The organism is Allobosea sp. CCNWLY174, assembly GCF_037120455.1.
In the GTDB taxonomy this organism is placed as follows: domain Bacteria; phylum Pseudomonadota; class Alphaproteobacteria; order Rhizobiales; family Beijerinckiaceae; genus Allobosea; species Allobosea lupini.
Window position 1 is genome coordinate 295,823 of record NZ_JBBBBQ010000006.1, and the last position, 24,677, is coordinate 320,499.

26 protein-coding genes are annotated in these 24,677 nt (G+C 67.9%); 7 read left to right on the forward strand and 19 right to left on the reverse strand.

What is annotated here, in order from left to right:
• Positions 1-32: 32 nt before the first annotated feature.
• From V7S63_RS19255 to V7S63_RS19275, 5 genes are all read left to right on the forward strand, one after another.
• On the forward strand, positions 33-974 hold the full coding sequence (locus V7S63_RS19255; RefSeq protein WP_336531373.1) for a sugar ABC transporter substrate-binding protein: 942 nt from the start codon (positions 33-35) through the stop codon (positions 972-974).
• A 183-nt stretch (positions 975-1,157) separates the two neighbouring features.
• Positions 1,158-1,919, forward strand: a complete 762-nt coding sequence (locus V7S63_RS19260) for an ATP-binding cassette domain-containing protein (RefSeq protein ID WP_336531374.1) — start codon at positions 1,158-1,160, stop codon at positions 1,917-1,919.
• Between the two features lies 1 nt (position 1,920).
• Positions 1,921-2,850, forward strand: coding sequence for a nucleoside hydrolase (locus tag V7S63_RS19265; protein ID WP_336531375.1), 930 nt, complete (start codon positions 1,921-1,923; stop codon positions 2,848-2,850).
• Positions 2,851-2,862: 12 nt separating this feature from the next.
• Positions 2,863-3,384, forward strand: coding sequence for a hypothetical protein (locus V7S63_RS19270; RefSeq protein ID WP_336531376.1), 522 nt, complete (start codon positions 2,863-2,865; stop codon positions 3,382-3,384).
• Between the two features lie 10 nt (positions 3,385-3,394).
• A complete protein-coding gene (locus tag V7S63_RS19275; RefSeq protein WP_336531377.1) occupies positions 3,395-4,243 on the forward strand; it encodes a GNAT family N-acetyltransferase in 849 nt (282 codons plus the stop codon).
• Here the strand turns inward: V7S63_RS19275 and V7S63_RS19280 are convergent.
• Positions 4,224-4,505 (reverse strand): sulfite exporter TauE/SafE family protein, encoded by a 282-nt coding sequence (locus V7S63_RS19280; protein ID WP_336531378.1) that lies wholly within the window; start codon positions 4,503-4,505, stop codon positions 4,224-4,226. The genes V7S63_RS19275 and V7S63_RS19280 overlap by 20 nt on opposite strands.
• Positions 4,506-4,707: 202 nt before the next feature.
• Here V7S63_RS19280 and V7S63_RS19285 point away from each other — a divergent pair, with 202 nt between their 5' ends.
• Together V7S63_RS19285 and V7S63_RS19290 are read left to right on the forward strand one after the other, a co-directional pair.
• A complete protein-coding gene (locus tag V7S63_RS19285; protein ID WP_336531379.1) occupies positions 4,708-5,475 on the forward strand; it encodes an SDR family NAD(P)-dependent oxidoreductase in 768 nt (255 codons plus the stop codon).
• An 85-nt stretch (positions 5,476-5,560) separates the two neighbouring features.
• A complete protein-coding gene (locus V7S63_RS19290; RefSeq protein WP_100962374.1) occupies positions 5,561-6,859 on the forward strand; it encodes an alpha/beta hydrolase in 1,299 nt (432 codons plus the stop codon).
• A gap of 9 nt (positions 6,860-6,868) precedes the next feature.
• Here the strand turns inward: V7S63_RS19290 and V7S63_RS19295 are convergent, their stop codons facing one another.
• The 18 genes from V7S63_RS19295 to V7S63_RS19380 form a co-directional block, all read right to left on the reverse strand.
• Positions 6,869-7,729: an energy transducer TonB gene (locus V7S63_RS19295; protein WP_336531380.1), complete on the reverse strand. Its 861-nt coding sequence runs from the start codon at positions 7,727-7,729 to the stop codon at positions 6,869-6,871.
• Positions 7,726-8,178 carry a TonB system transport protein ExbD gene (gene exbD, locus V7S63_RS19300; protein WP_100962376.1) on the reverse strand — a complete coding sequence of 151 codons (453 nt, stop codon included), beginning with the start codon at positions 8,176-8,178 and terminating at the stop codon, positions 7,726-7,728. The genes V7S63_RS19295 and exbD overlap by 4 nt, the downstream gene beginning before the upstream one ends.
• 3 nt (positions 8,179-8,181) lie before the next feature.
• Positions 8,182-9,231 carry a tonB-system energizer ExbB gene (gene exbB, locus V7S63_RS19305; protein WP_336531381.1) on the reverse strand — a complete coding sequence of 350 codons (1,050 nt, stop codon included), beginning with the start codon at positions 9,229-9,231 and terminating at the stop codon, positions 8,182-8,184.
• Positions 9,232-9,491: 260 nt separating this feature from the next.
• A complete protein-coding gene (locus V7S63_RS19310) occupies positions 9,492-10,904 on the reverse strand; it encodes an FAD-binding oxidoreductase (RefSeq protein WP_336531382.1) in 1,413 nt (470 codons plus the stop codon).
• 4 nt (positions 10,905-10,908) lie between these two features.
• The gene (locus V7S63_RS19315) at positions 10,909-11,673 is read right to left on the reverse strand and encodes an SDR family NAD(P)-dependent oxidoreductase (RefSeq protein WP_336531383.1); all 765 of its coding nucleotides are present in this window, start codon (positions 11,671-11,673) and stop codon (positions 10,909-10,911) included.
• Positions 11,670-13,409 (reverse strand): SMP-30/gluconolactonase/LRE family protein, encoded by a 1,740-nt coding sequence (locus V7S63_RS19320; protein ID WP_336531384.1) that lies wholly within the window; start codon positions 13,407-13,409, stop codon positions 11,670-11,672. Before V7S63_RS19320 ends, V7S63_RS19315 begins: the two co-directional genes overlap by 4 nt.
• Positions 13,349-14,332 carry an NAD-dependent epimerase/dehydratase family protein gene (locus tag V7S63_RS19325; protein WP_336531385.1) on the reverse strand — a complete coding sequence of 328 codons (984 nt, stop codon included), beginning with the start codon at positions 14,330-14,332 and terminating at the stop codon, positions 13,349-13,351. Before V7S63_RS19325 ends, V7S63_RS19320 begins: the two co-directional genes overlap by 61 nt.
• Entirely contained in the window at positions 14,329-15,450 is a 1,122-nt protein-coding gene (locus tag V7S63_RS19330; RefSeq protein WP_336531386.1) for an ABC transporter ATP-binding protein, read from the reverse strand. The genes V7S63_RS19325 and V7S63_RS19330 overlap by 4 nt, the downstream gene beginning before the upstream one ends.
• Positions 15,451-15,460: 10 nt before the next feature.
• Entirely contained in the window at positions 15,461-16,291 is an 831-nt protein-coding gene (locus V7S63_RS19335) for a carbohydrate ABC transporter permease (protein WP_336531387.1), read from the reverse strand.
• Between the two features lie 10 nt (positions 16,292-16,301).
• On the reverse strand, positions 16,302-17,204 hold the full coding sequence (locus V7S63_RS19340) for a carbohydrate ABC transporter permease (RefSeq protein ID WP_336531388.1): 903 nt from the start codon (positions 17,202-17,204) through the stop codon (positions 16,302-16,304).
• Positions 17,205-17,366: 162 nt separating this feature from the next.
• Positions 17,367-18,638, reverse strand: coding sequence for an ABC transporter substrate-binding protein (locus V7S63_RS19345; RefSeq protein WP_336531389.1), 1,272 nt, complete (start codon positions 18,636-18,638; stop codon positions 17,367-17,369).
• Between the two features lie 30 nt (positions 18,639-18,668).
• Entirely contained in the window at positions 18,669-19,838 is a 1,170-nt protein-coding gene (locus tag V7S63_RS19350) for a mandelate racemase/muconate lactonizing enzyme family protein (RefSeq protein WP_336531390.1), read from the reverse strand.
• Entirely contained in the window at positions 19,838-20,752 is a 915-nt protein-coding gene (locus V7S63_RS19355) for a dihydrodipicolinate synthase family protein (RefSeq protein ID WP_336531403.1), read from the reverse strand. Before V7S63_RS19355 ends, V7S63_RS19350 begins: the two co-directional genes overlap by 1 nt.
• Before the next feature lie 161 nt (positions 20,753-20,913).
• Positions 20,914-21,390: a copper chaperone PCu(A)C gene (locus tag V7S63_RS19360; RefSeq protein WP_091834476.1), complete on the reverse strand. Its 477-nt coding sequence runs from the start codon at positions 21,388-21,390 to the stop codon at positions 20,914-20,916.
• 35 nt (positions 21,391-21,425) lie between these two features.
• The gene (locus V7S63_RS19365) at positions 21,426-23,015 is read right to left on the reverse strand and encodes a copper resistance CopC/CopD family protein (RefSeq protein WP_336531391.1); all 1,590 of its coding nucleotides are present in this window, start codon (positions 23,013-23,015) and stop codon (positions 21,426-21,428) included.
• 41 nt (positions 23,016-23,056) lie between these two features.
• Positions 23,057-23,575 (reverse strand): YcnI family copper-binding membrane protein, encoded by a 519-nt coding sequence (locus V7S63_RS19370; protein WP_336531392.1) that lies wholly within the window; start codon positions 23,573-23,575, stop codon positions 23,057-23,059.
• A 182-nt stretch (positions 23,576-23,757) separates the two neighbouring features.
• A complete protein-coding gene (locus tag V7S63_RS19375; protein ID WP_336531393.1) occupies positions 23,758-24,123 on the reverse strand; it encodes a hypothetical protein in 366 nt (121 codons plus the stop codon).
• An 88-nt stretch (positions 24,124-24,211) separates the two neighbouring features.
• Positions 24,212-24,658 carry a MerR family transcriptional regulator gene (locus V7S63_RS19380; RefSeq protein WP_442896483.1) on the reverse strand — a complete coding sequence of 149 codons (447 nt, stop codon included), beginning with the start codon at positions 24,656-24,658 and terminating at the stop codon, positions 24,212-24,214.
• Positions 24,659-24,677 lie beyond the last annotated feature (19 nt).

Consider the following 24,677-nt stretch of genomic DNA (forward strand, 5'->3'; position numbering starts at 1 on the left):
AGTTCACAACGACAACGAGGGGAGAGGTCGTCATGGTCGGTTTGAGGAAGGTTCTGCTGGCGGCGGCCGCCGTCGTCGCGATGGTTCAGGGGGCTCGGGCCTTCGAGCTCGGCGTGATCGGCTTCCAGTTCTCATCGGAGACGCATGCCCGCGTCGCCAATGCCGCCGCCGCGGCAGCCAAGGCCAAGGGCTGGAACGTCACGCTGCTGAACTCGGAAGGGGCGCTGCCCAAGCATGCCGAGCAGTTCGACGCGCTGATCGCCAAGAAGGTCGATGCGATCATCATCGCCATGGGCAAGCCGGTCGAGGCCGACGCCCAGTTCAAGGCCGCCAAGGACGCCAAGATCCCCGTCATCACAGTGCAGTCGGGTTCAAGCCCGCATGCGCTTTTCGATATCCAGACCAACGAGTACAAGGTCGGTGCCGAGGCCGCGCTCTATCTGCTCGGCCAGCTCGGCTACCAGGGCAACATCGTCACCGCCCGCTTCGACCTCAACGTCGCCTCGCGCATCCGCGGCAAGCTGCTCGACGTCGTGCTCTCGGAGAACCAGGGCGTGAAGGAGCTCGGCAAGTTCTCGATGGCCCGCACCCAGAGCTGGCGCGACGATGTCCGCGCCGGCATGCAGGCGCTGCTGCTGCAGAACCAGGGCAAGATCAACGGCATCTGGGCCTCGTTCGACGGCCAGGCCTACATCATCGACGACCTGCTGCAGGCTCAAGGGATCAAGAAGGGCCAGATCCCGCTGGTCTCGGTCGATGGCGGCAAGGAGACCTATGCCCGCATCGCCGACCCGGCCTCGACCTTCACCGCCACCGTCTCGATCCCGTTCGACGAGATGGGCAAGCAGGCGGTCGACGCGATCCAGGCGATCGTAGTCGACAAGAAGCCGAAGGAGACGATCACTTCGGGCCCGTATCTCTTCACCGACGCGGTCCTGGTGGACAAGAACAACGTCCAGCAGTTCCTGAAGTGAAACCGTCGCTCCGCCCAAGCGCGCATCCCTTCTCCCTTGGGGGAGAAGGTGTCTGCGAAGCAGACGGATGAGGGCGGTACGACTGGGTACGATGGTAGTCGGCTCGCGCCTAACTTCCCTCATCCGTCAGCGCTGCGCGCTGCCACCTTCTCCCCCGAGGGGAGAAGGAAGGAGAGCTTCCCGATGACCGCCACACCCCTCCTCTCCCTCCGCGGCATCGGCAAGGCCTACGGCCCGGTCGTGGCGGTGCGCGAGGTCGATCTCGACATCTTTGCCGGCGAGGTCGTCGCCATCTGCGGCGACAACGGCGCCGGCAAGTCGAGCCTGATCAAGGTGATCTCCGGCGCCGAGGAGGCGACCTCGGGGACGCTCCAGATGCGTGGGAAGACCGTCGTCTTCGCCTCGCCGCATGATGCGCTGAGCCATGGCGTCGCGACGATCTACCAGGACCTCGCTCTGGCGCCGCGGCTCTCGATTGCCCAGAACGTCTTCATGGGCTCGGAGCTGACGCGGCCGCTGCTGCTGCCCTTCCTGCGCGTCCTCGACAAGAAGCGGATGGCGCAGGAGGCGCGCGGCTTCCTCAAGCAGCTCTCGGTCACGGTCGAGGACATGGACCGGCCGGTCGAACGGCTCTCGGGCGGCCAGCGCCAGGCGGTCGCGATCTCGCGCGCTTTGCGCTGGAAGGCCGAGATCATCATCATGGACGAGCCGACGGCGGCGCTCGGCGTGAAGGAGACTGCCCTCGTCCTCGACCTAATCCGCAAGCTCAAGGCCGACGGCAGGACGGTGCTGCTGATCAGCCACAATATGCGCGATGTCGTCGCGCTCGCCGACCGGGTGGTGATCATGGGCGCTGGCCGCAAATATGTCGACCAGCCGCTCGGCGACCTCTCCGCCGACGATCTCAGCCGCATGATCATGGCCGGCAACGCCAGGGCGGCCTGAGATGGCCGGCGAAACGATCGTCATCGACACCGATCCCGGCCAGGACGACGCGGTCGCCCTGCTGCTCGCCTTCGCCAGCCCGGAGCTCGACCTCAAGGCGGTCACCACCGTCGCCGGCAATGTCCCGCTGGGGCTGACCACGGCGAACGCGCTGCGCATCCGCGAGCTCGCCGGCCGTGAGAACGTGCCGGTCCATGCCGGGGCCGACCGGCCGCTGCTCTTCCCGCTTTCGACCGCCGAATTCGTCTGCGGACCCGATGGGCTGGCGGGCGCCGACCTGCCGCCGGCTCGCGGCAAAGCTAGCTCAATCCATGCCGTCGACGCACTGATCGCGATCTTACGCGCCGCGCCCGACGACAGCGTCACGCTCTGCCCGCTCGGCCCGCTGACCAATCTCGCTTTGGCCTTCCGGCTGGCGCCGGACGTGCTGCCCAAGGTGAAGCGCATCGTGCTGATGGGCGGGGCGCTGGCGCTCGGCAACATCACCCCGGCGGCCGAGTTCAACGTGCATGTCGATCCGCACGCCGCCGCGATCGTCTTCGGCTGCGGCCGGCCGATCGTGATGTTCGGGCTCGGCGTCACCCATCAGGCGGTCGCCTCACATGCACAGGTCGCGCGCCTGCTCACGTTCGGCAACGCGGTCGGCAGGGTCGTCCACGGCATGCTGACCCGTCCGCGACCCGGCGGGCTCGGCACCGCCGGCCATCCGATGCACGACCCTTGCGTGATCGCCTTCCTGCTCTGGCCGGAACTCTTTACGGGGCGCGACTGTTTCGTCGAGGTCGAGACCGGCGATGGCCCCTTGCGTGGCCGCACCACGATCGACTGGAACGGCCGTCTCAAGCGGCCGGCCAATGCCCATGTCGTCGCGAGCGTCGAGGCGGACGCGCTGTTCCAGCGCCTGTTCGACCGGCTCGCGACGTTGCCCTGACTGGAGGTGGAAATGGCCAATTTCGTCGAGGAGCTGCAGCTCGAAGCCGAGCGTGCGATTCTGGCGATGCAGACGGCCGCGCTCGCCGCCCGCCAGCTCCACGCCCGCGCCGAACTGATGCGCCACATGCTGACCACGGCCCGCAAGGTCGCCGGCAAGCCCAAGGCCGAGGCGGTCGAGACGGTGGTGCGCGAATGGATGGACGCCTGGAATCTCGGCCGTCAGGACTGGCCGCATATCGCCCGCGAGATGGAAGCCTTCACCGCCGCTTTCCACGATTATGCGAACGAGCCCGGTGACGGGAACGACGCCGCGCTCCGCCGCGCCTGCGACGCGCTCGATGCGGTGCTGGCGCGCGAGAACACCTCGATCAGCGACCAGATGGCCTTCCGCTCGCAATGTGCCCATCGCTGGTGGGAGCTGGTCGTGCCGGTGCCCACCGATCTCCCGGGTGCCAAGCCGCGCCCCTCGATGCCGGAGCTCGCTGGGCAGGCGCCGTTCTGGCAGTCCGGCTGCGCCGGGTTCTGCCGCTGAGGGCTGGCCGATGCAGCCGCTCCAGCTGACGCTCCGCCTGGCCAGCCTCGCCGATGCCGAGGCCTGCCGGCGGCTCTCGGACGCGGTCGGGTGGCCGCATCGGCGCGAGGATTGGGAGTTCGCGCTGTCGCTGGGGCAGGGCTTCACCTTGTCGATCAAGGACGAGGTCGTCGCTGTCGGGCTCTGGTGGGGCTTCGGTGCGAGCCATGCGACGCTCGGCACGATCATCGTCGCCCCGGACCAACAAGGCCAGGGCATCGGCAAGCTCTTGGTCGAGCGGCTGATCGGGGCGACGGAGGGGCGCGCGCTCGGTCTCGTCGCCACGCCGCAGGGCGAGCCGCTCTATGCCCGCTACGGCTTCATCGCCATCGACGAGGTCCGCCAGCATCAGGGCGACTGGCCGGAACTTGCGGCTCCCGTTCTCGCGGCGAACGAGATCATGCGCCCGGCCGCCGCTGCCGATCTGCCGCTGCTGGCGCAGCTCGACGGCGAGGCGACCGGCCTGCCGCGTGCACCCGTCCTCGAGGCGCTGCTGACGCGGGGCCATGCGATCCTGATCGAGCGCAATGGCGCGCCGGCCGGCTTCGGCTTTCTGCGCCGCCATGGCCGTGGCTGGCTGATCGGCCCGGTCGCGGCGGTCGATGACGCCGCCGCCTGCAGTTTGATCGCGGCGCTGCTGACGGCGCGCCGCGGCGATTTCGTCCGCATTGACGTACCCGCCCGCAGCGGCCTCGGCGCCTGGCTGAGCGAATGCGGCCTACCGCTCGTCGCCTCCGGCGTGGTGATGGCGCGCGGCGCCGCGCCGGCCGCGCCGGGTCCGGCGCATCGTTTCGCGCTGGTCAACCAGGCGATGGGCTGAGCAGCATCGCCGCGGCGCGCGGCAGCTGCGCCTGCAGCCCGCTCCAGCCGTACCAGGCCGTATAGAGGCCGACCAGCACGATCAGCACGCCGGAGAAATAGGGCGCCCGCGCTGCGACCGTCGACAGCCATGTCGAGCGCTTCTCGACGGCGCGCAGGCTGAGCGAGGCGGCCACGCCGACCGCGACCAGCGTGATCGCCAAACCGATCGAGAAGCACAGCACCAGAACGGCGCCGCTCGCAAGATCCTGATCCAGGAGCATATCGGCCATTGCCTGGAGGAAGCGGCCGGCAGTCTTCCGGACGAGGCGCGCGGGCTGCTCGCCGAGTTCAAGGCGATGACCAAGTTCCTCTGAACGATCGTTCGGGAATGGCGGGGTTGCCGAACTGGCGCTGGTGGACCGGCTCCGGGTCGCGCAAGATCGGCCCTGAAACGATTTAGACCTGAATCCAAAGGGAGGAATGATGCTCGAGGATCTCAAGGGGCTGCGCGCCCTGGTCACCGGCTCCAGCACCGGCATCGGCGCCGCTGTCGCCAAAGCCTATGCCGCCAACGGCATGCGGGTCGTGGTGCACTACAAGTCGAGCGAGGCCGAAGCGAACGCCGTCGCAGCCGAGATTCGGGCGGCTGGCGGCGAGGCGCATGTGCTGCAGGCCGATGTCGCCGACAGCAAGCAGGCGGTCGCTCTCGTCGACAAGGCGGCCGACAAGCTGGGTGGGCTCGACGTGCTCGTCAACAATGCCGGCGCGCTGGTGAAGCGCACGCCGATCGCCGAGATCGAGGACGAGTTCTTCGACAGCGTCGTCGACCTCAATGTCCGCTCTGTGGTGATGGCCTCGAAGGCGGCATTTCCCTACCTGAAGAAGTCCGGCAGCAGGGCGAGCGTCATCAATCTGAGCTCGATCGCGGCGCGCAATGGCGGCGGGCCCGGTTCCTCGCTCTATGCCAGCTCGAAGGCCTTCGTGCTCAACCTGACCCGCGGCATGGCCAAGGAGTTCGTGCCCTTCGGCATCCGCGTCAACGGCGTCTCGCCGGGCGTGATCATGACGCCGTTTCATGAGCGCTATTCGACGGCCGAGCAGGTCGAGGCGATGCGCAAGACGGTCCCGATGGAGCGCGTCGGCACGCCGCAGGACAATGTCGGCGTCTTCCTCTTCCTCGCCAGCCCCGCGATGAGCGGCTACATCACCGGCCAGACCATCGAGGTCAATGGCGGCCAGTACATGGTCTGACCGAAACTGTGGCTTCGGCGTCCTTGACGTAGCGGGCGGCGCGCCAGCATGGTCTGGGCGCCGTGCCGCAGCTGGGTAGCCCGTGATGCCGATCCGCCGCAAAGACTTGCCCACGCCGGCTATCCGCCGCGTCCTCGCGGCCGCGGCCACGACAATTTTCCTCGCCGGTTGCGCCGGCGACGTGAAGGGCGTGCTGATGCCGGTCGCCTCCACCGTGCCGGGCGCCAGCAAGGTCACCATGCTGGTCGCGACGACGCGCGCGGCCGATCCCGATGCCGGCGTGCTCTACTCCGGCGAGCGCGGCAAGCCGTCCTTCGTCGAGATGACGATCTCGCTGCCGCCCGACAGTCGCCGCAAGATCGGCGAAGTCCAGTGGCCGAGCCGGCTGCCGGGCAACCCCGAGACCGATTTCGTCACCCTCAAGGTCGACAAGCTCGACGCCAAGACGGGTCTGGCGCGTTTGCATGAGCGGGTCTCGCGCGTGCCGAAGCGCCGGGTGATGGTCTTCGTCCACGGCTTCAACAACCGCTTCGAGGATGCGGTCTACCGCTTCGCCCAGATCGTCCATGATTCCGGCGCTGATGTCGTGCCGGTATTGTTTACCTGGCCTTCGCGCGGTTCGCTCTTCGCCTATGGCTATGACCGCGAGAGCGCGACCTATTCGCGTAATGCGCTGGAAAACCTGCTGCAGAACCTCGCACGCGATCCGGCCATCGGCGAGGTCTCGCTGCTCGCCCACTCCATGGGCAACTGGGTCGCGCTGGAATCGCTGACCCAGATGGCAGTGCGCAATCGCGGCATCCCGCCGAAGATCGCCAATGTCATGCTCGCCTCGCCTGATGTCGATGCCGACGTCTTCCGCACGCAGATCGCGGAAATGACGGGGCGGCGGCCGAAATTCACCCTCTTCGTCTCGCAGGACGACCGCGCACTCGCGGTCTCGCGCCGGGTCTGGGGCAACAAGGATCGTCTGGGCGCCGTCGATCCCGATGTCGAGCCCTACAAGAGCGAGTTCGAGAAGGACAAGATCACGGTCCTCAACCTCACCAAGTTGCGCACCGGCGACAAGCTCAACCATGGCAAATTCGCCGAGAGCCCGGAGGTGGTGAAGTTGATCGGCACGCGCCTGGTCGACGGCCAACCGATCACCGATTCCCGTGTTGGCCTAGGCGATCGGCTGATCGAGGTCACCGGCAGCGCTGCAGCCGCGGTCGGTACCGCCGCCGGCATCGTCGTCTCCGCCCCGGTCGCGGTGGTCGATTCGCAGGCTCGCCGCAATCTCGGCGACAGGTTCGAGCATCTCGGTAACAATATCCAGGACACCGGAGCCGCTGTCGGCGACACGGTTACCTCGCCGTTCCAGAATCCAGGCGCCCCGCGCTGAGCCGAAGCCTTACCGGCTGAAGCGCACCGGCACCGAGAGCGAGATCGCTCCGCCACCGCCGACGCCCGCAGGTGGGGCAGGAACCGGGCTGGCGCGACGGATCATCGCCGCGGCCTCGGCGTCGAGCGCCGAATCCCCGGACGAGCCGACGACGCGCGAGGATAGGACATTGCCGCTGCGGTCGATCGCGAAGGCGACCTGGACCGTGCCCGGGCTCGCGCCGCCTGGGAAGCGCTTGTAGCGGTTGAGATGGGCGATCAGCGAACCGCGCCAGGATGCCGTCGAGACCGTCGGCTGACTGGCGGTGCCCTGCGCAGCGCTGGTCGGCGCCGAGGCGCGCTGCTCCGACGGCTTAGGCGCCACAGCCTCCTTAGCCCGCTGCTCGACCGGTTTGCGCTCGACGATCTTGGGCTTGGGCTTCGGCTTCTCCTTCTTCTCGACGAGCTTCGGTTTCGGCTCGGGCTTCTTCTCCACCGGCTTCAGTTCGGGTGGAGGCGGCAGCAGCACGGCGTCGAGCTTCGGGACCTGCGGCAGCTCCGGCAGCTTGATCTCCGGCTGCTCGACCGGCGTCGGTTCGGGCACCGGCTCAGGCTCCGGAGGCGGCGTCTCCTTGACCGGCTCGGGCGGCGGCGGTTCCGGCTCGGCCCGCTGTTCTGCGACCGGCAGGTCCTCCGGCGGCGCCTCGGGCGCGACCGAGAGCGCGGCGAGCTCGATCATCACCGCCGGCTCGGGCGCGCCAGCGGCGGCTTCCGTCGGGCGCCAGTTCACGCCGACCCAGGCGGCGCCGCCATGGGCGGCGGCGACGGCAATCGCAGCCACGCCCCAGCGCAGCACGGCGAGCCAGCGGCGATCCGGCGCGGGCGAGATCATGGCCTGCCTGCCCCTTGCGCGGCGCCTTGGCCGGTATCCTCCAGCCCGACCAGCGCGATCTTCAGATAGCCGGCCTGACGCAGCTTGTTCATCACCTCCATCAGCTCGCGATAGGCCACAGCCCCGTCGGCACGCAGGAAGACGCGCTGCTCGCGGTCATTGTTGGTCTGGCGGTCGAGGGTGGCCTGCAGCAACTCGCGCGGCACGGTGTCGTTGCCGAGCGCGAGCGAGAGGTCCTGCTTCACGGTCAGGAAGACCGGCTTGTCCGGCCGCGGCTGCGGCTGGGCGTTCGAGACCGGCAGATCGACCGCGACGTCGACGGTCGAGAGCGGCGCTGCGACCATGAAGATGATCAGCAGCACCAGGATCACGTCGATGAACGGCGTGACGTTGATCTCGCTGACCTCGCCGAGATCGCCGTCCTGGGCTTCCTTGAGCGAAACCGCCATGGCTTACTCCGCCGGGACGCGCGGCATGGCGGCGGGCTGGACCGGCACGGCATGCAGATTGGCGCGAACTTGCTGGGCTGCCTGGCGGCGCGCCCGCTCGAGATCGCGCGAGAGATGGCGCAGCACCTCGCCCGAGGCGTCGGATAGCGTGGCGCGGTAGCCGGAGATGGCGCGGGCGAAGACGTTGTAGATGATCACGGCCGGTATCGCCGCGACAAGGCCGATCGCGGTCGCCAGCAGCGCCTCGGCGATTCCTGGCGCGACCACGGCGAGATTCGTCGTCTTCGACTGGCTGATGCCGATGAACGAGTTCATGATGCCCCAGACCGTGCCGAACAGGCCGACGAACGGGGCGGTCGAGCCTATGGTGGCGAGCAGGCCTGTGCCGCGCGCCATCGAGCGGCCCGCCCTGGCCTCGATCCGCGACAGCGCAATCGCGGCGCGCTCCTTGATGCCGTCCTCGCCGAGATCGTCGGAGCGCTGGCGCTCGCTCTGGGCGGCACCGACCAGCTCCGCGACCGTGCCGCGGGCCGGTCCCTTGCGGCCGGCGATCGCGCGCGCGGCTTCGTCGAGACTGACGGCCTCTTCCAGCCGGCGCACGGCCCGCTGCGCCCGCGTCTTGGCGGCGGCGAGCTCGAGCGCCTTGGCGAGCCAGATCGTCCAGGTCACCAGCGAGGCGAAGGCGAGGCCGAGCATGACCGCCTTTACGACGATATCGGCCGCCATGAACATGCCCCAGGGCGACAGGTCGTGCGGCAGCGTGGCCTGCCCTGCGACGGGGACAGGGGCCGGAGCAGGGGCGCCCTGGCCAGGCGCAGCAGCGGTTGGCGCAGCGGTGTTCGGAGACATAGGCGCGCCCTGACCACTCGGAGCAGCAGCTGGTGCGGGGTTCGAGTTTGCGGGAGCGGGCAGCCCGCCGCCATGAGCGCCGGATGGGCTCTGCTGCACCGGCGCGGTCTCGGCGGGGCTGGTCTGAGCCAGGACGACGAAGCCCGCCATGGGGGTGGCGGCAATGGCCGTCGCGAGCAGGACTGTGCCGATCAAACGCTGCATCGAATTGGGTCCGTGGTCTTGTGGCGCCCCTCCTTGACGGGAGCGCTGTCCGAACGGAGCCGCGTCCGTCGAAGCGGTTCCGGGCGATCGAGCGACGAGGCCGACTAAGCACTTCGTCCCGCGATCGTCCCAAGCAGTTAAACCAGAGCGAATTGTTTAGCAAATACAATAGTTTATATGTCTTCTAAAGTAACTCTCCCGCTGCTCTTGGTCGCGAACGGTTCGAGTATTCCCGGCGCTTCGCTGGGCCGCGGGCGGGGTCACCTCTGCGCGAGGACCGCGCCGGGATTGAGGATGCCGAGCGGGTCGAAGGCCTGCTTGACCGCCCGCATCAGCACCAGCGCCTCGGGCTGCGCCTGCCGTATCAGCGCGCCGGTCAGGCTACGCCCGATGCCGTGCTCGGCGGTGATGCTGCCGCCGAAACGGCTGACGATCGCGAAGACCTCCGCATTCACGGCATGGCCGATATCAGCAAGCTGCTCCGCCGGCGTCTGCCTGGGAAGACGCAGGACGACATGGATGTTGCCGTCGCCGACATGGCCGACGAAGAGCGCGCGCGCCTCCGGAAAGCGCTCGGCAGCCATCGCCTCGATCGCCGCGATGAAGGCCGGGACGTCGGCGACCGCGACGCTGGTGTCGTGCGAGACGATCGGGCCGGCGCGGCGGTTGGCTTCCGCGACGGCGAAGCGCAGATGCCAGATCGCTTTGGCTTGCGCCTCGCTCTGCGCGATCGCTGCGTCGCGGAGCACGCCTTGTTCAAGCGCGGTGGCCAGAACGCGCGTCAGCAGCTCATCGAGAGGGCTGTTCGGATCGCTGCCGCCGAGCTCGATGAAGACGTACCAGGTATGGCGCTCGTCGAGCGGCAGGGTCGTTCCAGGCACGAGGTCGAGGGTGAGGCCCATCTCGGCATCGCACATCAGTTCGAAGCTGGAGATGCGCTCGCCTGCGCTCTGCCTCAGCAAAGCGAGCAGCCGCAATGCGTCCGCCGGGCTGGCGAGGCCGCAGAGTGCCGTTGCGCTCGCCCGGGGCCTTGGAAACAGTCTGAAGGTCGCCGCGGTCACGACCGCGAGCGTGCCTTCCGAGCCGATCACCAGCTCCTTGAGCGCATAGCCGGCATTGTCCTTGCGCAGTGGCTTGAGGCCGTGGATCACGGCGCCATCGGCGCGAACGTATTCGAGGCCGAGCACGAGATCGCGCACCGTACCGTAACGGATGACGTTGATGCCGCCGGCATTGGTCGCGACCACGCCGCCGATCTGGCAGGAGCCCTCGCTGCCGAGGCTGAGCGGAAAGAGCCGGTCATGAGCGGCGGCGGCCTGCTGGACGTCGGCAAGGATACAGCCGGCTTCGGCAGTGAGCGTGTCGCCTTCAAGCTCGATCGTCCTGATCCGGTTGAGGCGCGCCAGGGAAAGCAGGACGGCTCTGCCCGAGACGTCCGGCGTCGCCCCGCCCGACAGCCCCGTGTTGCCGCCCTGCGGCACGACCGGCGTGCGCGTCGCGCTGGCCCAGCGCAGGATGGTCGAGACTTCCTCCACGCTGCGCGGGCGCAGCAGCGCGAGCGCTTGGCCGCGATGCTTGCCGCGCCAGTCGGTGAGATGCGGCGCCATCGCCTGCGGATCGGTGACGATGGCGGCCGGATCGAGCAGGGCGCGCAGGTCGTCGAGGGAACTCATCGCCTCAGACCGTGCCGGCATCGACGATGAAGTTCTGCCCGGCGCACATGCGCGAGACGTCGGAGCACAGGAACAGCACCATCTGAGCGATGTCCTCCGGCAGGATCTCGCCCTTCAGCGCCTGCGCGGCCTGATTGGCTGCAGCCTTCTCGGGCGTCCACCACTGCGTGCGCTGGCGCTCGGTCATCACCCAGCCGGGCGTGACGCAGTTGACCCTGATGCCATCGGGCCCGAGTGCCCGCGCCAGCGAGCGGGTAAAGCCGATCACCGCCGATTTCGCCGTGGTGTAGGCGATCATGTGCGGCGAGCCCTTCATCCACGAGGTCGAGGACAGGTTGACCAGCGCCCCGCCGCCGAGGCCGCGCATGTCCGGCGCCAGCGCCTGAGCAACGAACATCATCGGCCGGAGATTCACGGACAAACGGTCGTCCCAGTATGCCTCGGTGACCGCCTCGAAATCATGCCGCTCGTCATGGCCGGCATTGTTGACGCCGATCGCAAAGGGCCCGTGCAGGGCGCGGGCCGCCGCGATCGCCGCTTGCGTCCCCGGGATGTCGCGTAGGTCGACCTGATGGAACGAGACAGCACCGCCGGCTGCCGAAAGTTCGGCCGCCAATCGCTCGCCACACGCGGCGTCGATATCGAGGAAGGCGACCTTCGCGCCCTGCCGCGCCAGCGCCTCGACGATGGCGCGGCCGATACCGTCGGCCCCGCCGGTGACCAGTGCGGCCTTGCCGGCGAGATCGGGATAGCTGGCTTCGACCCTCACCCGCCGAACTCCGCTGCGGCTAGGCCGGGCACGTCGACCGGCAAGGTGAAGAGCCCGCCGGAGAACGGCGCTTCGGCGAGCACCCGCGACGGCAGGCGGATGCGCGCCGTAGTGATGAACAGCGTCTTCAGGTCGGGGCCTCCGAAAGCGAGGCTGGTCGGGCGCGGCACCGGCAGCCAGACTTCGCGATCGAGCTTGCCATCCGGTGCATAGCGGTGCAGGCACCAGCCATCCCAGATCGCGCACCAGACGAAGCCCTCGGCATCGACGGCGAGCCCGTCCGGGCGGCCGGCGACCTCGGTGAAGATGCGGCGATTGGCGAGCGTGCCCGCCCTGGCGTCGAAGTCGTAGGCATAGATGCAGCCATGGGCGGAATCGACGAAGTAAAAGCTCCGGCCGTCCGGGCTCCAGTCGAGCCCGTTGGCGACGGTGAGCCCGCTTTCCTGTCGGTGCCAGCTGAGGTCCGGCGCGATCGCGTAGAGCGAGCCGGAAGCGCGGCTGGCGTCGAGCCGCATCGTCCCAGCCCAGAGCCGGCCCTGCCGGTCGCATTTGCCGTCGTTGAAGCGGTTGTCGGGGATATCGGCTTCGGGATCGGCGAGCGGCGTCAGCCGGCCGCTGGCGAAGTCGAAGGCCTCCAGGCCTTCCTGCGTCAGCACCACGAGCCCGCCGCCACGGCGGCCGAGCACGGCGCTGACCAGGCGCGGCAGGGTGACCTCCTCGTTGTTGCCGGTCGCCGGGTCGAAGCGGTTGACCGAGGGCGCGAGGATATCGACCCAGTAGAGCCGCTGCTCCCCGGCAGACCAGTAAGGGCCTTCGGCGAGATGGGCGCCCCAGGGCAGTACGCATTGCACGTTCGGATCGACCGGGCGTGCCGAGCGCGGCGCCGGGGAAATGTTCATCTGCGTTGCCCCGACATTGCCGGAGATCTGTCGTGCGGCCGCCATCAGGTCGCGGCCGGTGGTGTGCAATCGCTCCCGCGTCAGCCGCGAGGACGGGCCGAATACGCCGATCGCGGCGACGGCCCGGCCGGTATGGTCGAAGATCGGCGCGGCGACCGAGGCGACGCCGGCGACGTGCTCCTCCTGCGAGACGGCGTAGCCGCGCGCCCGGGTCAGCGCGAGGTCGGCGGCGAGCGCCTCCTCCTCGGTAATGGTGGTCTCGGTGAAGCGCTCGAGCTTCAGCCTATCGACGAGCGCGCGCTGCTCATGCGGCTGGACGAAGGCGAGCAGGGCTTTGCCGCCGGCGGTGCAATGCAGCGGGGCGCGTCGGCCGATCTCGATGCGGAAGCCATAGGGGCCGCCGCGACTGCGCTGGTCGATATAAAGCACCTCGCCATTGTCGATAGCGCAGAGCGCGGCAGTCTCGCGCGTCTCCTCGGCCAGCCGGTCAAGCGCCGGCGCGCCGGCGCCGCGCAGGTCGAAGGATTCCCAGACGCGATGGGCGAGCTCGAACAGGCGGTGGCCGAGCCGATAGGTATTGTCGCTTTCCTCATGGCGGATCAGGCGGAAGGTCAGGAGCGTGTTGAGCATGCGCGCCAGCGTGCCCTTGGGCAGGCCGGTCGCGGCCTGCAGGTCGCGAAAGCGCGGCGGCGCCGGCGCCTCGCCGATCACGTCGAGGAGGTAGAGGCCCTTGGCGAGGGCGGCTGCGCCGGTCGGGACGTCGCGCTCGTCCGGCGTCAGGACGCGCGCTTCGCCCGCGCCTGCGCCGCCTCGCCGATCATGCGCTCGAAGGTCCATTGCGGCTCAAATCCCAGTTCGGTCCGGATCCTGGCGTTCGACGTCTCGTAGAAGACGCCGGCGCCCGGCAGGTCGATGGTCTTCAACGGCAGTCCCGTCAACTGCGCCATCATCGGCAGCGCGACGGCGAAGTCGACCGGCTCGGTCGCGCCGAGATTAAAGGTGCGCCCGGCGGCGCGTTCGTCCGACAGCGCGAGCAGGATGCCGGCGACCATGTCGCGTGTGTCGGTGATGTGCATGCGGAAGGGCCGGCCGGCCTCGTTGCGCGACAGCACCAAGGCCTCGCTCCCGTCATCGATCGCCCGTAGCGCCACGACGGCGGCGGCATTGCCGAAACCCTCCTGCTGCCGGATCTTCGGCTGCAGGAAGAAGCGCGGGCCGGAGAAGAAGCTGCCGGGGTCGAGCAGTTCGCCCGCATCCTGGGTGTGCGAAAACCGCAGGATCGTGGCCGGGGTGCCGCTGGTCCGCTCGAAGAAGCGCACGATCTCCTCGCCGAGCAGCTTGGTCAACCCGTAGGGCGAGCGCGGATTCAGCGGATGGTCCTCGTCGATCGGCTGATAATCCGGCACGTTCTCGGGATAGACCTCGCCGGAGGAGGCGAAGACGAGCCGCTTCGGCCTTACAGCCGCGGCCTCTTCCAGCAGCACACGCGTGCCCTCGACATTCGCCGAGAACAGCTTGTCCCGATCGGCCGGCAGCCAGGACATGAAGGCGCCGAGATGCAGGATCGCGTCAGTGCCCTGCACGGCCTCCCTCGCCGCAGCACGATCGTCGAAGCCGCCGAGCACCTCGCGTAAAGCGGGGTGATCGATGCCGCTGGCGCGCAGGTCGAAGCCGGTGACGCGGTGGCCCGCTGCGAGCAGTTCGCGGGCGACACGCGAGCCGACGCGCCCGGCGCTGCCGGTGACCAGGATCGTGCTCATCGGATCGCCTCGCCGCTGGCGGCATCGAACACATGCAGTCGCGCCGGGTCGAATGACAGCGTCAGCGTTGCCTCGGGTGGCCGCGGCTCGGGATTGATCAGGCGCGCGATCAGCGAGGTCCGCCGCGCCTCGTCCTCGCCGCCGGAACTCGCCTCGCGGCGATGCTCCTCGGGCAGGTCGACATAGACATATTGCTCGCTGCCGAGGCTCTCGATCAGCCGCGGGCTCACCGGGAACGAGACCTGCCCAGGCCCCGCGGCGATGTGCTCAGGCCGCAGGCCGACGACGATCTCCTTGCCGGCGAGCGCGGCAGCGTTCGCGACAGGCAGCGTCACGTCGTGGCCGAACAGCTTTGCGGTGATGCTGCCGCCTGTCGCCAGCGCCTTTGCCTTCAAGAAATTCATGCCGGGCGAGCCGATGAAGCCGGCGACGAAGAGATTGGCCGGCTCGCGGAACATCACCTCGGGCGCGGCGATCTGCTGGATCACGCCGTCCTTCATGATGACGATGCGGTCGGCCATCGTCATCGCCTCGGTCTGGTCGTGGGTGACGTAGATCGTGGTGACGCGCAGCCTCTTGTGCAGGGCGCTGATCTCGGCGCGGGTGTGCACGCGCAATTTGGCGTCGAGATTGGAGAGTGGCTCGTCCATCAGGAAGGCCTGCGGCTCGCGCACGATCGCGCGGCCGAGCGCGACGCGCTGGCGCTGACCGCCAGAGAGGGCACGCGGCCGCCGCTCGAGCAGATGATCGATGCCGAGGATTTTTGCGGCCTCGTTGACCCGCCGCTCGATCTCGGCCGCATCGGTGCCGCGCATCTTAAGGCCGAAGCCCATATTCTTGCGCACGGTGAGGTGGGGGTAGAGCGCGTAGTTCTGGAAGACCATGGCGATGTCGCGGTCGCCCGGTGCGAGGTCGGTGACATCGCGCTCGCCGATCGCGATCGTGCCGGAGGAGGCTTCCTCCAGCCCCGCGAGGATCTTCAGCATGGTCGACTTGCCGCAGCCGGAGGGGCCGACGAGGACGACGAATTCGCCATCGGCGATGTCGAGCGAGAACGCCTTGAGGACGGTGAGCCCGCCATAGGTTTTGGTGACGCTGTCGATGCGGATTCCAGCCATGCGGATTCTCTTATTTCTCGGCCCCGGCGGTCAGGCCGCCGACGAGATAGCGTTCGAGGAAGAGGTAGATGAGCAGGATCGGCAGGGCGACGAGGATGGAGGCGGCGGAGATGTCGCTCCAGTTCGAGATGTACTCGCCCTTCATCGTGGTGATGCCGAGATTGGCGGTCCAGTTGCCCTGGGCGTTGGTCAGGAAGGTGCGGGCATAGGCATAGTCCGACCAGGACAGCACGAAGCCGTAGAGCGCGGTCGCGGCGAGCCCCGGCGCGGACACCGGCAGGATCACCCGGACCATCGCGCCGAGCGGCGAGCAGCCATCGACCATCGCCGCCTGTTCGAGCTCGCGCGGGATCGTGTCGAAATAGCCCTTCAGCATCCAGGTGGTGAACGGGATGATCAGCGTGGCGTGGGCGAGAATGATCGACCACAGGCTGCCGATCAGCTCGAGATTGCGGAAGATGCCGAAGAGCGGGATGACCAGCAGCGTCGCCGGCAGCATCTTGGCGGTCAGGATGAACAGCCCGAGCGACTGGCCGCCGCGCACCCGGAAGCGCGACAGGCTGTAGCCGGCGAGCACCGAGACGACCATTGAGATCGCGACCGCGCCGATGGCGGCGAGTGCCGAATTGCCGAGCCAGAGCAGGATCGGCCGCTCGGCCATGATCTGCTGGAACACACCCCAGCGCGGCTCGGCCGGCCAGAAGCTCGGCGGCAATTGCCGAAGCTGGCTCGGCTCGGAGAGCGCGGTCACGACGAGCCAGTAGATCGGAAAGACCAGGATGGCGCAGGTCAGGACGACGAGCGCGTAGAGCAGGGCGTGATGTGTGGTTTTTCGTCTCATCCCCGCCTCCTCAGATATTGTCCGGAGCGCGGGCGATCATCAGCCGGCTCGCGATCACGCAGACGATCAGGGTGATGACGCCGATGGCGGAGGCGTAGCCCATCTTGAAGAAGCCGAAGGCCTGCTCGTAGGTCATGATCGAGAGCGACTGCGTCGCCTTCAGCGGGCCGCCGCCGGTCAGCACGTAGATGATCGAGAAGTCGCGGAAGACCCAGAGCATCACCAGCACCAGCGTGACGCCGATCACCGGCATCAGCGAGGGGATGGTGATGTGGATCAGCCGCTGCCAGGCGCGGGCGCCGTCGACCTTGGCGGCGTTGTAGAAATCCTCGGGGATCGACTGCAGCCCGGCAAGCATCATGATCGAGACGAAGGGATAGCCCTTCCAGACCATCACCGTGCAGACCACGGCGAAGGCGGCGTCGGGCGAGGAGAACCAGTTGATCGTCTGATCGACCAGGCCGAGCCTGATGAAGAGCCAGTTCATCAGGCCGAAGGAGGAATCGAACAGCCAGGCGAAGATCACGACTGCGATCACTTCCGGGATCGCCCAGGGCAGGGCGACCAGCAGCCGCGCCAGCGCCTGGCCCTTGAAGCGGTTGTTGACCAACAGCGCCGTGCCGAGCCCGAGCAGGAAGCAGAAGAAGGAGACGATGGTGACGAGCTTGAACGTCACCCAGCAGGCGTTCCAGAAATCCTCGGAGGCGAAGAGCCGTTCGTAATTGGCGGTCGTGAACGGCCGGCGCGGCTGGTCGAGCCGGGCGATGTTGACGTTCTGGAAGGAGAGATCGACCGAGACGAACAGCGGATAGACGATGATCAGCGCGATCAGCAGCACTGCCGGCGCCAGCAAGAGATAGCCGAGCCAGTGCCGCCGGCTCGGGCGGGCGAGGTCGAGGCCAAAACCGGGCATGACCAGTCGTCTCCTTTTTTGTTTGAAGGAGAGGCGCGGGGAACCCTTCTCCCGAGTGGGTATCCGTTGAAGGCGCAACGGTGCCGTCGCGTTCAGGTAATCAGCGGCGGTCCCTCACCCCTGCCCCTCTCCCATCCGGGAGAGGGGTTCTCGCGCTGTGCCTCACTGCTTCTGCAGCGCCTCGGCCTTGGCCTGCATCGTCGCCGCGACCGTCTTCGGGTCGAGGTCCTGGATGATCATGCGCTGCGATTCTTCCATGACCATCTTGGCGAATTCGTTGAACTGCAGCTCGAGCCCCTTCGGGATGCGGTCGACCTTGGCGTCGGCTGCCGCTTTCGTCGCCTGCACCAAGAGGTCGAAATGCGGCGTGTCCTTGATCGCAGCCGAGGTGTCGGCGCGCGGGGAGGGCGACGGCGAGGCGCCCAGCGTCGCATAGCTCGACTGGAACTTGTCGGAGGTCGCGATGGCGATGAAGTCCCAGACCAGCTTCTTGTTCTCCTTGGGTGCATCGGCGGCGATGCCGAGCACGTTGGAGGAGCCGCCGACCGGCGGCTTGAACGGCACCATGCCGAGCTTGATCTGATCCTTGGCCTTGCCTTTCTGGATGATCGGGTAGAGCCAGGGCCCGTCCGTCTTCATCGCGATCTTGCCGTCGGCGAACATCTGGCGGACCTCGCCTGCGGCCAGGTCGCGCGGGGTCAGGCTGGTCTTGACGATGGTCTTCCAGCGCGACAGGCCCTCGATCATCTGAGGCGTGTTGATCGTCACCTTGCCGGCATCGTTGGTCCAGCGCCCGCCGGCATCGAGCGTGTAGTTCATCATCTCACTCATGTACTGGCCGCCGCCGCCCTTGGTCTCGTGGCCGGTGCCGAACTGGTCGGTGATGCCGTCGCCGTTGAGGTCCTTGGTCAGCTTCTGCGCGGCGGCGAGGAATTCCGCATAGGTCGTGGGGACGGAAAGACCTTCCTTCTTCAGCAATTCCTCGTTGTAGGCGAAGATGTAGCCGAAATAGAGCATCATCGTGCAGACGGTCTGCTTGTTCCAGGTGCAGGTGTCCTGCCCCGCCCAGCCCTTGAGATCGAGCTTGGCATCCTTGATGTAGGGATCAAGCGGCTCCAGCCAGCCATTATCGGCGAACTTCTGGAACTCGAAGGAGGCGAGGTGGACGATGTCGGGCGGCTTGCCGCCGGCGAACAGCGTCGTCATCGTGTCGGCATAGGCGCCGCGCTCGACCTTGGTCCATTCGATCTTGACGCCGGGATGGGTCGCCTCGAACTCCTTGATCACCGAGCCCCACCAGTCGCCGACGCCGCGCTCGTCCTTCTGCCAGGAGACGAACTTCAGCACCTTGCCCTGCGCCCAGGCGGCGCCGGGGAGAAAGCTGGCGGCGAGCGCGAGCGCAGCCGCGGAGAATGCTAGCCTTGTCCTCGTCATGGTCTCCTCCTCCCTTGGTTTTTCTAGTCGCTAGAGCCGCTTCAGCAGCTTGAGCGCTTCCTTCGATGGCTCGACCCCGAGGCCTGGACCGCTCGGCAAACGATAGAAGCCGTCGATGCAGTCCATGTCGCCCAAGAGCAATCGCCGGTTCGGCTCGAAGATCGAGTGCTGGAATTCATGGCACTCGACCGCCGCCAGCGCCGAGGACGCATGCAGGCTCGCCGCCAGGAACAGGCCAATGCCGATCGTGGCATGCGGGATGACCCTGAGGTGGTGCGCCTGCGCATAGAGGCCGATGCGCATGAACTCGGTCACGCCCTTATGGCCCATCTCCGGCTGCACGATCGCGCAGGCCCGCCGGGCGACACGCGGCACGAGATCGTAGACCGTGCGCCATTCCTCGCCGGCCGCGACCGGCGTCGAGACCTTCGAGGCGACATGCGCGAGCCCGTCGAGATCCTCCGGCTTGACCGGCGCCTCGGCGAACCAGAGATCGTGCGGCTCCATCGCCCGGATCGCCGCGACGGCCTCCTCGCCGGTATGGACCCAGTGCATGTCGCAGGCGATGCGCGCTTTCGGCCCGAGCCGCTCGCGCAGCGTCGCGATCTCCGCGACATTGCCGTCATCGGCAACGGGGGCGGCGAACTTGAAGCTGTCGAAGCCCTTCGCTTGCCATTCGGCGGCGAACTCGGCCCGCTCCGCCCGCGCAGGCTTCGGCAGGCCGGAAATGTAAGCCGGCAAACGCTCATGCTTCTGCCCGCCGAGCAGCTTGACCAGCGGCAGGCTGGAAAGCTTGCCGCAGAGGTCCCAGAGCGCGATGTCGATCGCGGCGAGCGCGTCGAGATAGAAGCCGCCGGTATAGCCGCGCACCCGCATCAAATCGTAGAGATCGTCATGGATGACGCTGACGTCGCGCGGGTCGCGTCCGACGACGAAGGGGCCGAGCAGGTCGTCGATGATCGCCATCGCCGCGCCCGGCGCGACGATGCCATAGGTCTCGCCCCAGCCGATCGCGCCGCTTGCCGTCTCGATCCTGACCACTACGGTGCGGTCGACGGTCGGATAGACCGTGCGGTTGCCCCTGCGGACGATATAGCCGTGATCGTTGATGCGTTCGCCTTCGCGTAGCGCGCCGAGATAGGGCGTCTCGCGCGGAATGGTGATCGAGAAGACTTCGACGCGGGCGACACGCTCGGCCATCACGCGCCTCCGCCGAGCGCGGGCTCGCGCGGCCCAGACGTCATGAGGTCGGTGCACGCCTCCAGCCAGGCGTCGATTTCGGCGACATCGAGCGCGTCCATCGGCGGCACCTTCGCCCGCACCACCTGATTGGTCAGCACGCCGCGCCGCGTCAGCACATGCTTGGTGAAGGCCATGCGGAAATTGAACTGGATCACCAGCAGCGGCAGCGTCCGCATATAGAGATCGCGCGCGCGAGCGATGTCGCCGCTGCGATAGGCGCGGTCCATCGCGACATGGATGTCGGCGAGCTCGACCGCCGGCATCGCGCCGCAGGCGCCGCGATTATACTCGTCGATCAGGTAGCGCGCCCCACCGCCGCCGATCACGCCCTTCAGATGCGCCGGCTTGCCGGCGGCGATCGCCGAGATGGCGAGGCCGGACGGCAGCGTCTCTTCCTTGACATAGGTGATCGCCGGGTTGTCACGGACGATCGCCAGGATCGCCTCGGGCTTGAGGTCGGAGCCGCGCGGCGCCGGCGCGTTCTGCAATACGATCTCAATGCCGGGCACGGCCGCGGCGATCTCGCCATAAAAAGCCGAGACCGCTTCCGTCGTCGTGCCGACGCTCTTCGGCGCCTGGATCATCACATGGCCGATGCCGTTGGCGAGCGCCTCGCGGCAATGCGAGATCGCCTCAACCGCAGTCGGCGCGCTCGCGCCGGCGACGATCGGCACGCGCTTGCCAACCTTGGCGACCACGACCTTCAGCAGCGCCGCCCGCTCCGCCGCAGCGAGCTCGTCGACCTCGCTGGCGAAGCCCGGAAACACCACGCCGTCGACGCCGCTCGCGAGCGCGAAGGCAACGATCGCCGCCATCGCCTCGGGATCGACAGCGCCAGCCTCGGTGAACGGCGTTGGCAAGACCGGGAGCATGCCCTGCAACACTGCGTTCCTCCAATCGATCCATATTATGGATCATTTGTTTTCTAATATGGACCGTACTTCTCGCGCTGGAAATCGTCAAGCGCGCATGGAAAAGGCCGCCGGGGTTTGCACCCGGCGGCCTCGATGATTACGCAGCTTGTTGGCGGCGATCAGTGCGTGTGCGCTGCGGCCGGGGCACGCGCACCGACCGATTGCACGGAGAACTCGACGGGGACCGCTCCGGCCTTCTCGAAGGTCAGCGTGCCTTTGACCTTTTCGCCTTCCTTGAGCTGGCGCTTCAGATCCATGAACATGATGTGGTAGCCGCCGGGCTTGAGCTCGAGCTTGGCGCCGGGCTTGAGCTCGACGCCCTCAGGCAGGCCACGCATGGTCATCACGCCGTTGTTGACCGCCATTTCGTGGATCTCGACCTTGCCGGCGATCTCGCTGCTGCCGCCGAGCAGGCGGTCGGACGCGCTGCCGGTATTGGTCACGGCGACATAGCCGCCGGCGACCTTGGCGCCGGCCGGGGTCGCGCGCGTCCAGGGCTGCTCGATCTTGAGCGGGCCGGCGCTGTAGTCCTGGGCGACGGCGGCGCTGCCGAGCGCCAGGATGGCAATGGCTGCGCAAGCGAGGCGAGAGATCATCGGAAACTCCTTCTGTTGTGAAAGTTGGATCGGGTTCAGGGGCGGATGTCGAGCGTGTCCTTGAGACGGGTCATCTCGAAATCCGAGACCAGGATCTCGAGCTCGACGGTCCAGCGGCCGGCCACCGGAAGTGTCAGGTCGCCGACCTGCCAGCTGCCGTCCGCCTGCTTGATTGCCTGCCGCTCGATCGGCTCGATGCCGGCTTCCGGCCGTGACAAGGCAAGCCGCAATTCCTTCGCCGCGAGCGGGCCGAACGCGCCGTCGAGCAGCGAGACGGTGATGGTCACAGGGCCGGTGCGGCCCGGCGTCACGCTGATGTCGGCCATCGCCTTGTCGGTGTGGATATGGACGCTGGCCGGCTGCGCTGCCGCGGCGGCGAGGGCGCGGGGCGGCGGCGTGAAGCGCCAGAGCGCGACGACAGCGAGGATGGCGACGATGATCACGATCTCAGCCGCGATGATCCGGGTCAGCAGCGCGCGGGCACCCGCGAGTCCAGAGACGACCGTTTCCGTCAGCCGGTAGCGGTTGAAGGCGCCGAGCCCGATCAACGCCGCGACCAGCACGAGCTTGCCGGTGAGCACGAGGCCATACGGTGTTGTCAGCAAAGCCTGCGGGCGCTCGACCTGGACGATGGCGAGCGCGCCGCCGCTGAGCAGGATGACGAGCAGCAGCGCGGGAATGCGCTGCGAGAACCGTTGCAGCGCCTGCGCTCCATCGGCTTGGCGCAGCGCGAAGGCGAGGGGCAGCAGCGCGCCGGCCCAGCCGGCCATGCCGATCGCATGCAGGAACACTGTCGGGCGGGTCAGCAATTGCGGCTCGGCGGCGCTGGCATGGCCGCTCGCGGCGAGAGCCGCGCCGAGGCCGAGCCAGGCGAGGGCAGCGAGCAGGCGTCCGCTTCGGCTGGGGACGAAAAGCGCGATCAGTGCGGTCAGCAGAGCGAGTGTCGCGATCAGCGCAGTGCGGCCAAAGCTGCTCGCGGCGGCTGTCTGCCAGGTGGCTGACTGCAGAGCTTCAGAAAGGGGCAAGGCCAGAGAATCGAGCCCCTGTGCCGCAAAGGCGACCGGCAGCGCCAGCAGCCCGAGGACGAGGAAGCCTGCGATTGGTCGGCGGGCGGCCACAGGCAAGGGAGCGACCCACGCCATGAAGGCGACGCCGCCAATGCCGAGCGCGAGTCCGAGATAGAGCCCGAGCTTGCCGAGCCAGAGGACTACGCGCACGGTTGGCTCGGTCTGGCTTGCGGCAAGATCGGGCGCCGCGCTCGGTGCACCGACAGAGAACAGCACCGAGCCGCCGACCGGATGGCCGTCCTCGGAGACAACGCGCCAGCTCAGCACATGCGTGCCATCGGCGAGGGCGGAGGGGGCCGCGATCGCGAGCGTCCGGTCCGTGAGCGTGAAGTGCGTCAGGGGTCGGCTCGTCCCGTCGGGGCCGATCAGCCTCAGCACCAAGGGCGAGACCGGCTCGCTGAAGCTGAGGCTGAACGCGCTGGGCGCACTGGCGATGACCGCACCGTCGGCCGGAACGGTCTTGGTCAAGGCGGCGTGCGCCAGGGCCTGCCCCGTCGTCGCCAGCGAGGCGACGGCGAGACCGAGCAGAATGAGAAGGAGATGAAGCTGCCGGGTCATGGCGTGACGGCGGCCGGGCGGGAAAGCCCGGCCGCGCTCGCTCACTTCTTCGGCGTCAGCTTCACGCCCGGCGCCGGGAACTTGTAGTCGTCAGCGGACTTGCCGGCCGCCGGGATCTCGATCCAGCGCTCGACCGCGCCGCCCTCGCATTCCTGCACCACCGGAACGTAGAGCGTCGTCTCGGGCTTGAGGTCGGCGGTGAGATAGGCGCGCAGGACGAACTCGTCATAGTGCTCGTCGAGCAGCTTGCCGCCGCTCCAGCTGACTTCGGTGACGCCCTCGACCGTCGGCGTGCCGTAGTAGTCATAGGACTTCTCGTACTTGCCCTTGGTCGTCTCCAGCGTCCAGCCGGGCTTGGGCATCGGTTTGACCGCAATGACGCCCTCGGGAATGCGGACGCGGACCCTGGTCGTGGCCGCGCCCTTGCAGCCATGCGGCACCCGCAGCACGGCCTTGTAGGTCGAGCCGACCGGGGCCTGCTGGGTCTCCAGCGTGACATGAGCGAGAGCCGGGCCGGCGGTGAAAGCCGCGACGAGGGCGGCCAGCGAAAGCGATTTCATCGTGAGGAATCCCTGCGGAAAGGACGCCGGCATGGCCGGCGCAGCCGCACTTGGCGGCCTGGATCTGGAAGGTGCGCGCGAGCCGGCAGGGTGCCGTCGCGAGCGAATGGGATGGGAGAAAGGCCGCTGGCGGCTGTCAGATGATGCTGGTCGCGGCGCAGCGGTGCGCCGGAACATCCAGCTCAGAGAGCGGCGGGCGGTGCGCGCGGATTGGCCGGGGAGCGGCCGGCGATGAAGCCGGACGGCAGATCGAGCCGGCGCTGGAAGGCGACGAGATCGACGGCGCGATGGACGATCGGCAGGAAATCGGTGGGCGCGGCCGGCGCGCCGGCGCCGGTGAAGGCGCAGCCGAGCATGCAGCAGCTCATCAGCTCATGCGTCGCGGCGCCATCGCTTTGGCTCATCGGCTGATCGCCGCCGGCGCAGAGCGTCATCGCCAGGGAACGGTCAAGGCTGAAGTTCGCGGCATTGGCGCCGGAGGCTAGGCCCGCGAAGATCGCCTGCAGCACGACGAGATAGGCCGCGGCCAGCGCGACCCAGCGTCTCATCCCTGCATTGTGGCGCCCTGCGGACAAAACCGACCCTCCTGCGGCTTCGATAGCATGGCTGCCGGCAGGGTCAATTTGCGTCAGTGTCTCAGTGCCTATGGTGCTCGCAATGGCTGTGGTCGGCCAGCGCCTCGATCACGGCGCAGTCGCTGGCGGCGACCCCGCCCGAGCAAACCGTTGCGATCCGGGCGAGTTCCGCCTCCAGCGAGCGCAAACGCGCGATCTTGTCGCGCACTTCGTCGAGATGTTCGGCCGCGATCGCATGCGCTTCGTCGCAGGCCATGCCGGGTGTGTCTGAAAGCCGCAGCAGGGTACGGATGCTCTCGACCGCGAAGCCGAGGTCGCGTCCATGCTTGATGAAGGCGAGCCGCTCGACATGGGCGCGGCCATAGCGCCGCTGGTTGCCCTCGGACCGCTCCGGCTCCGGCAGCAGGCCGACCTGCTCGTAATAGCGGATGGTCTCGACCTTGACTCCGGTCCGCTCGGCCAAAGTCCCGATCGGCACCACGCGCTCCAGGGTTTTCGCCGGCGGCATGATTTTCCTCTTGAAGCTG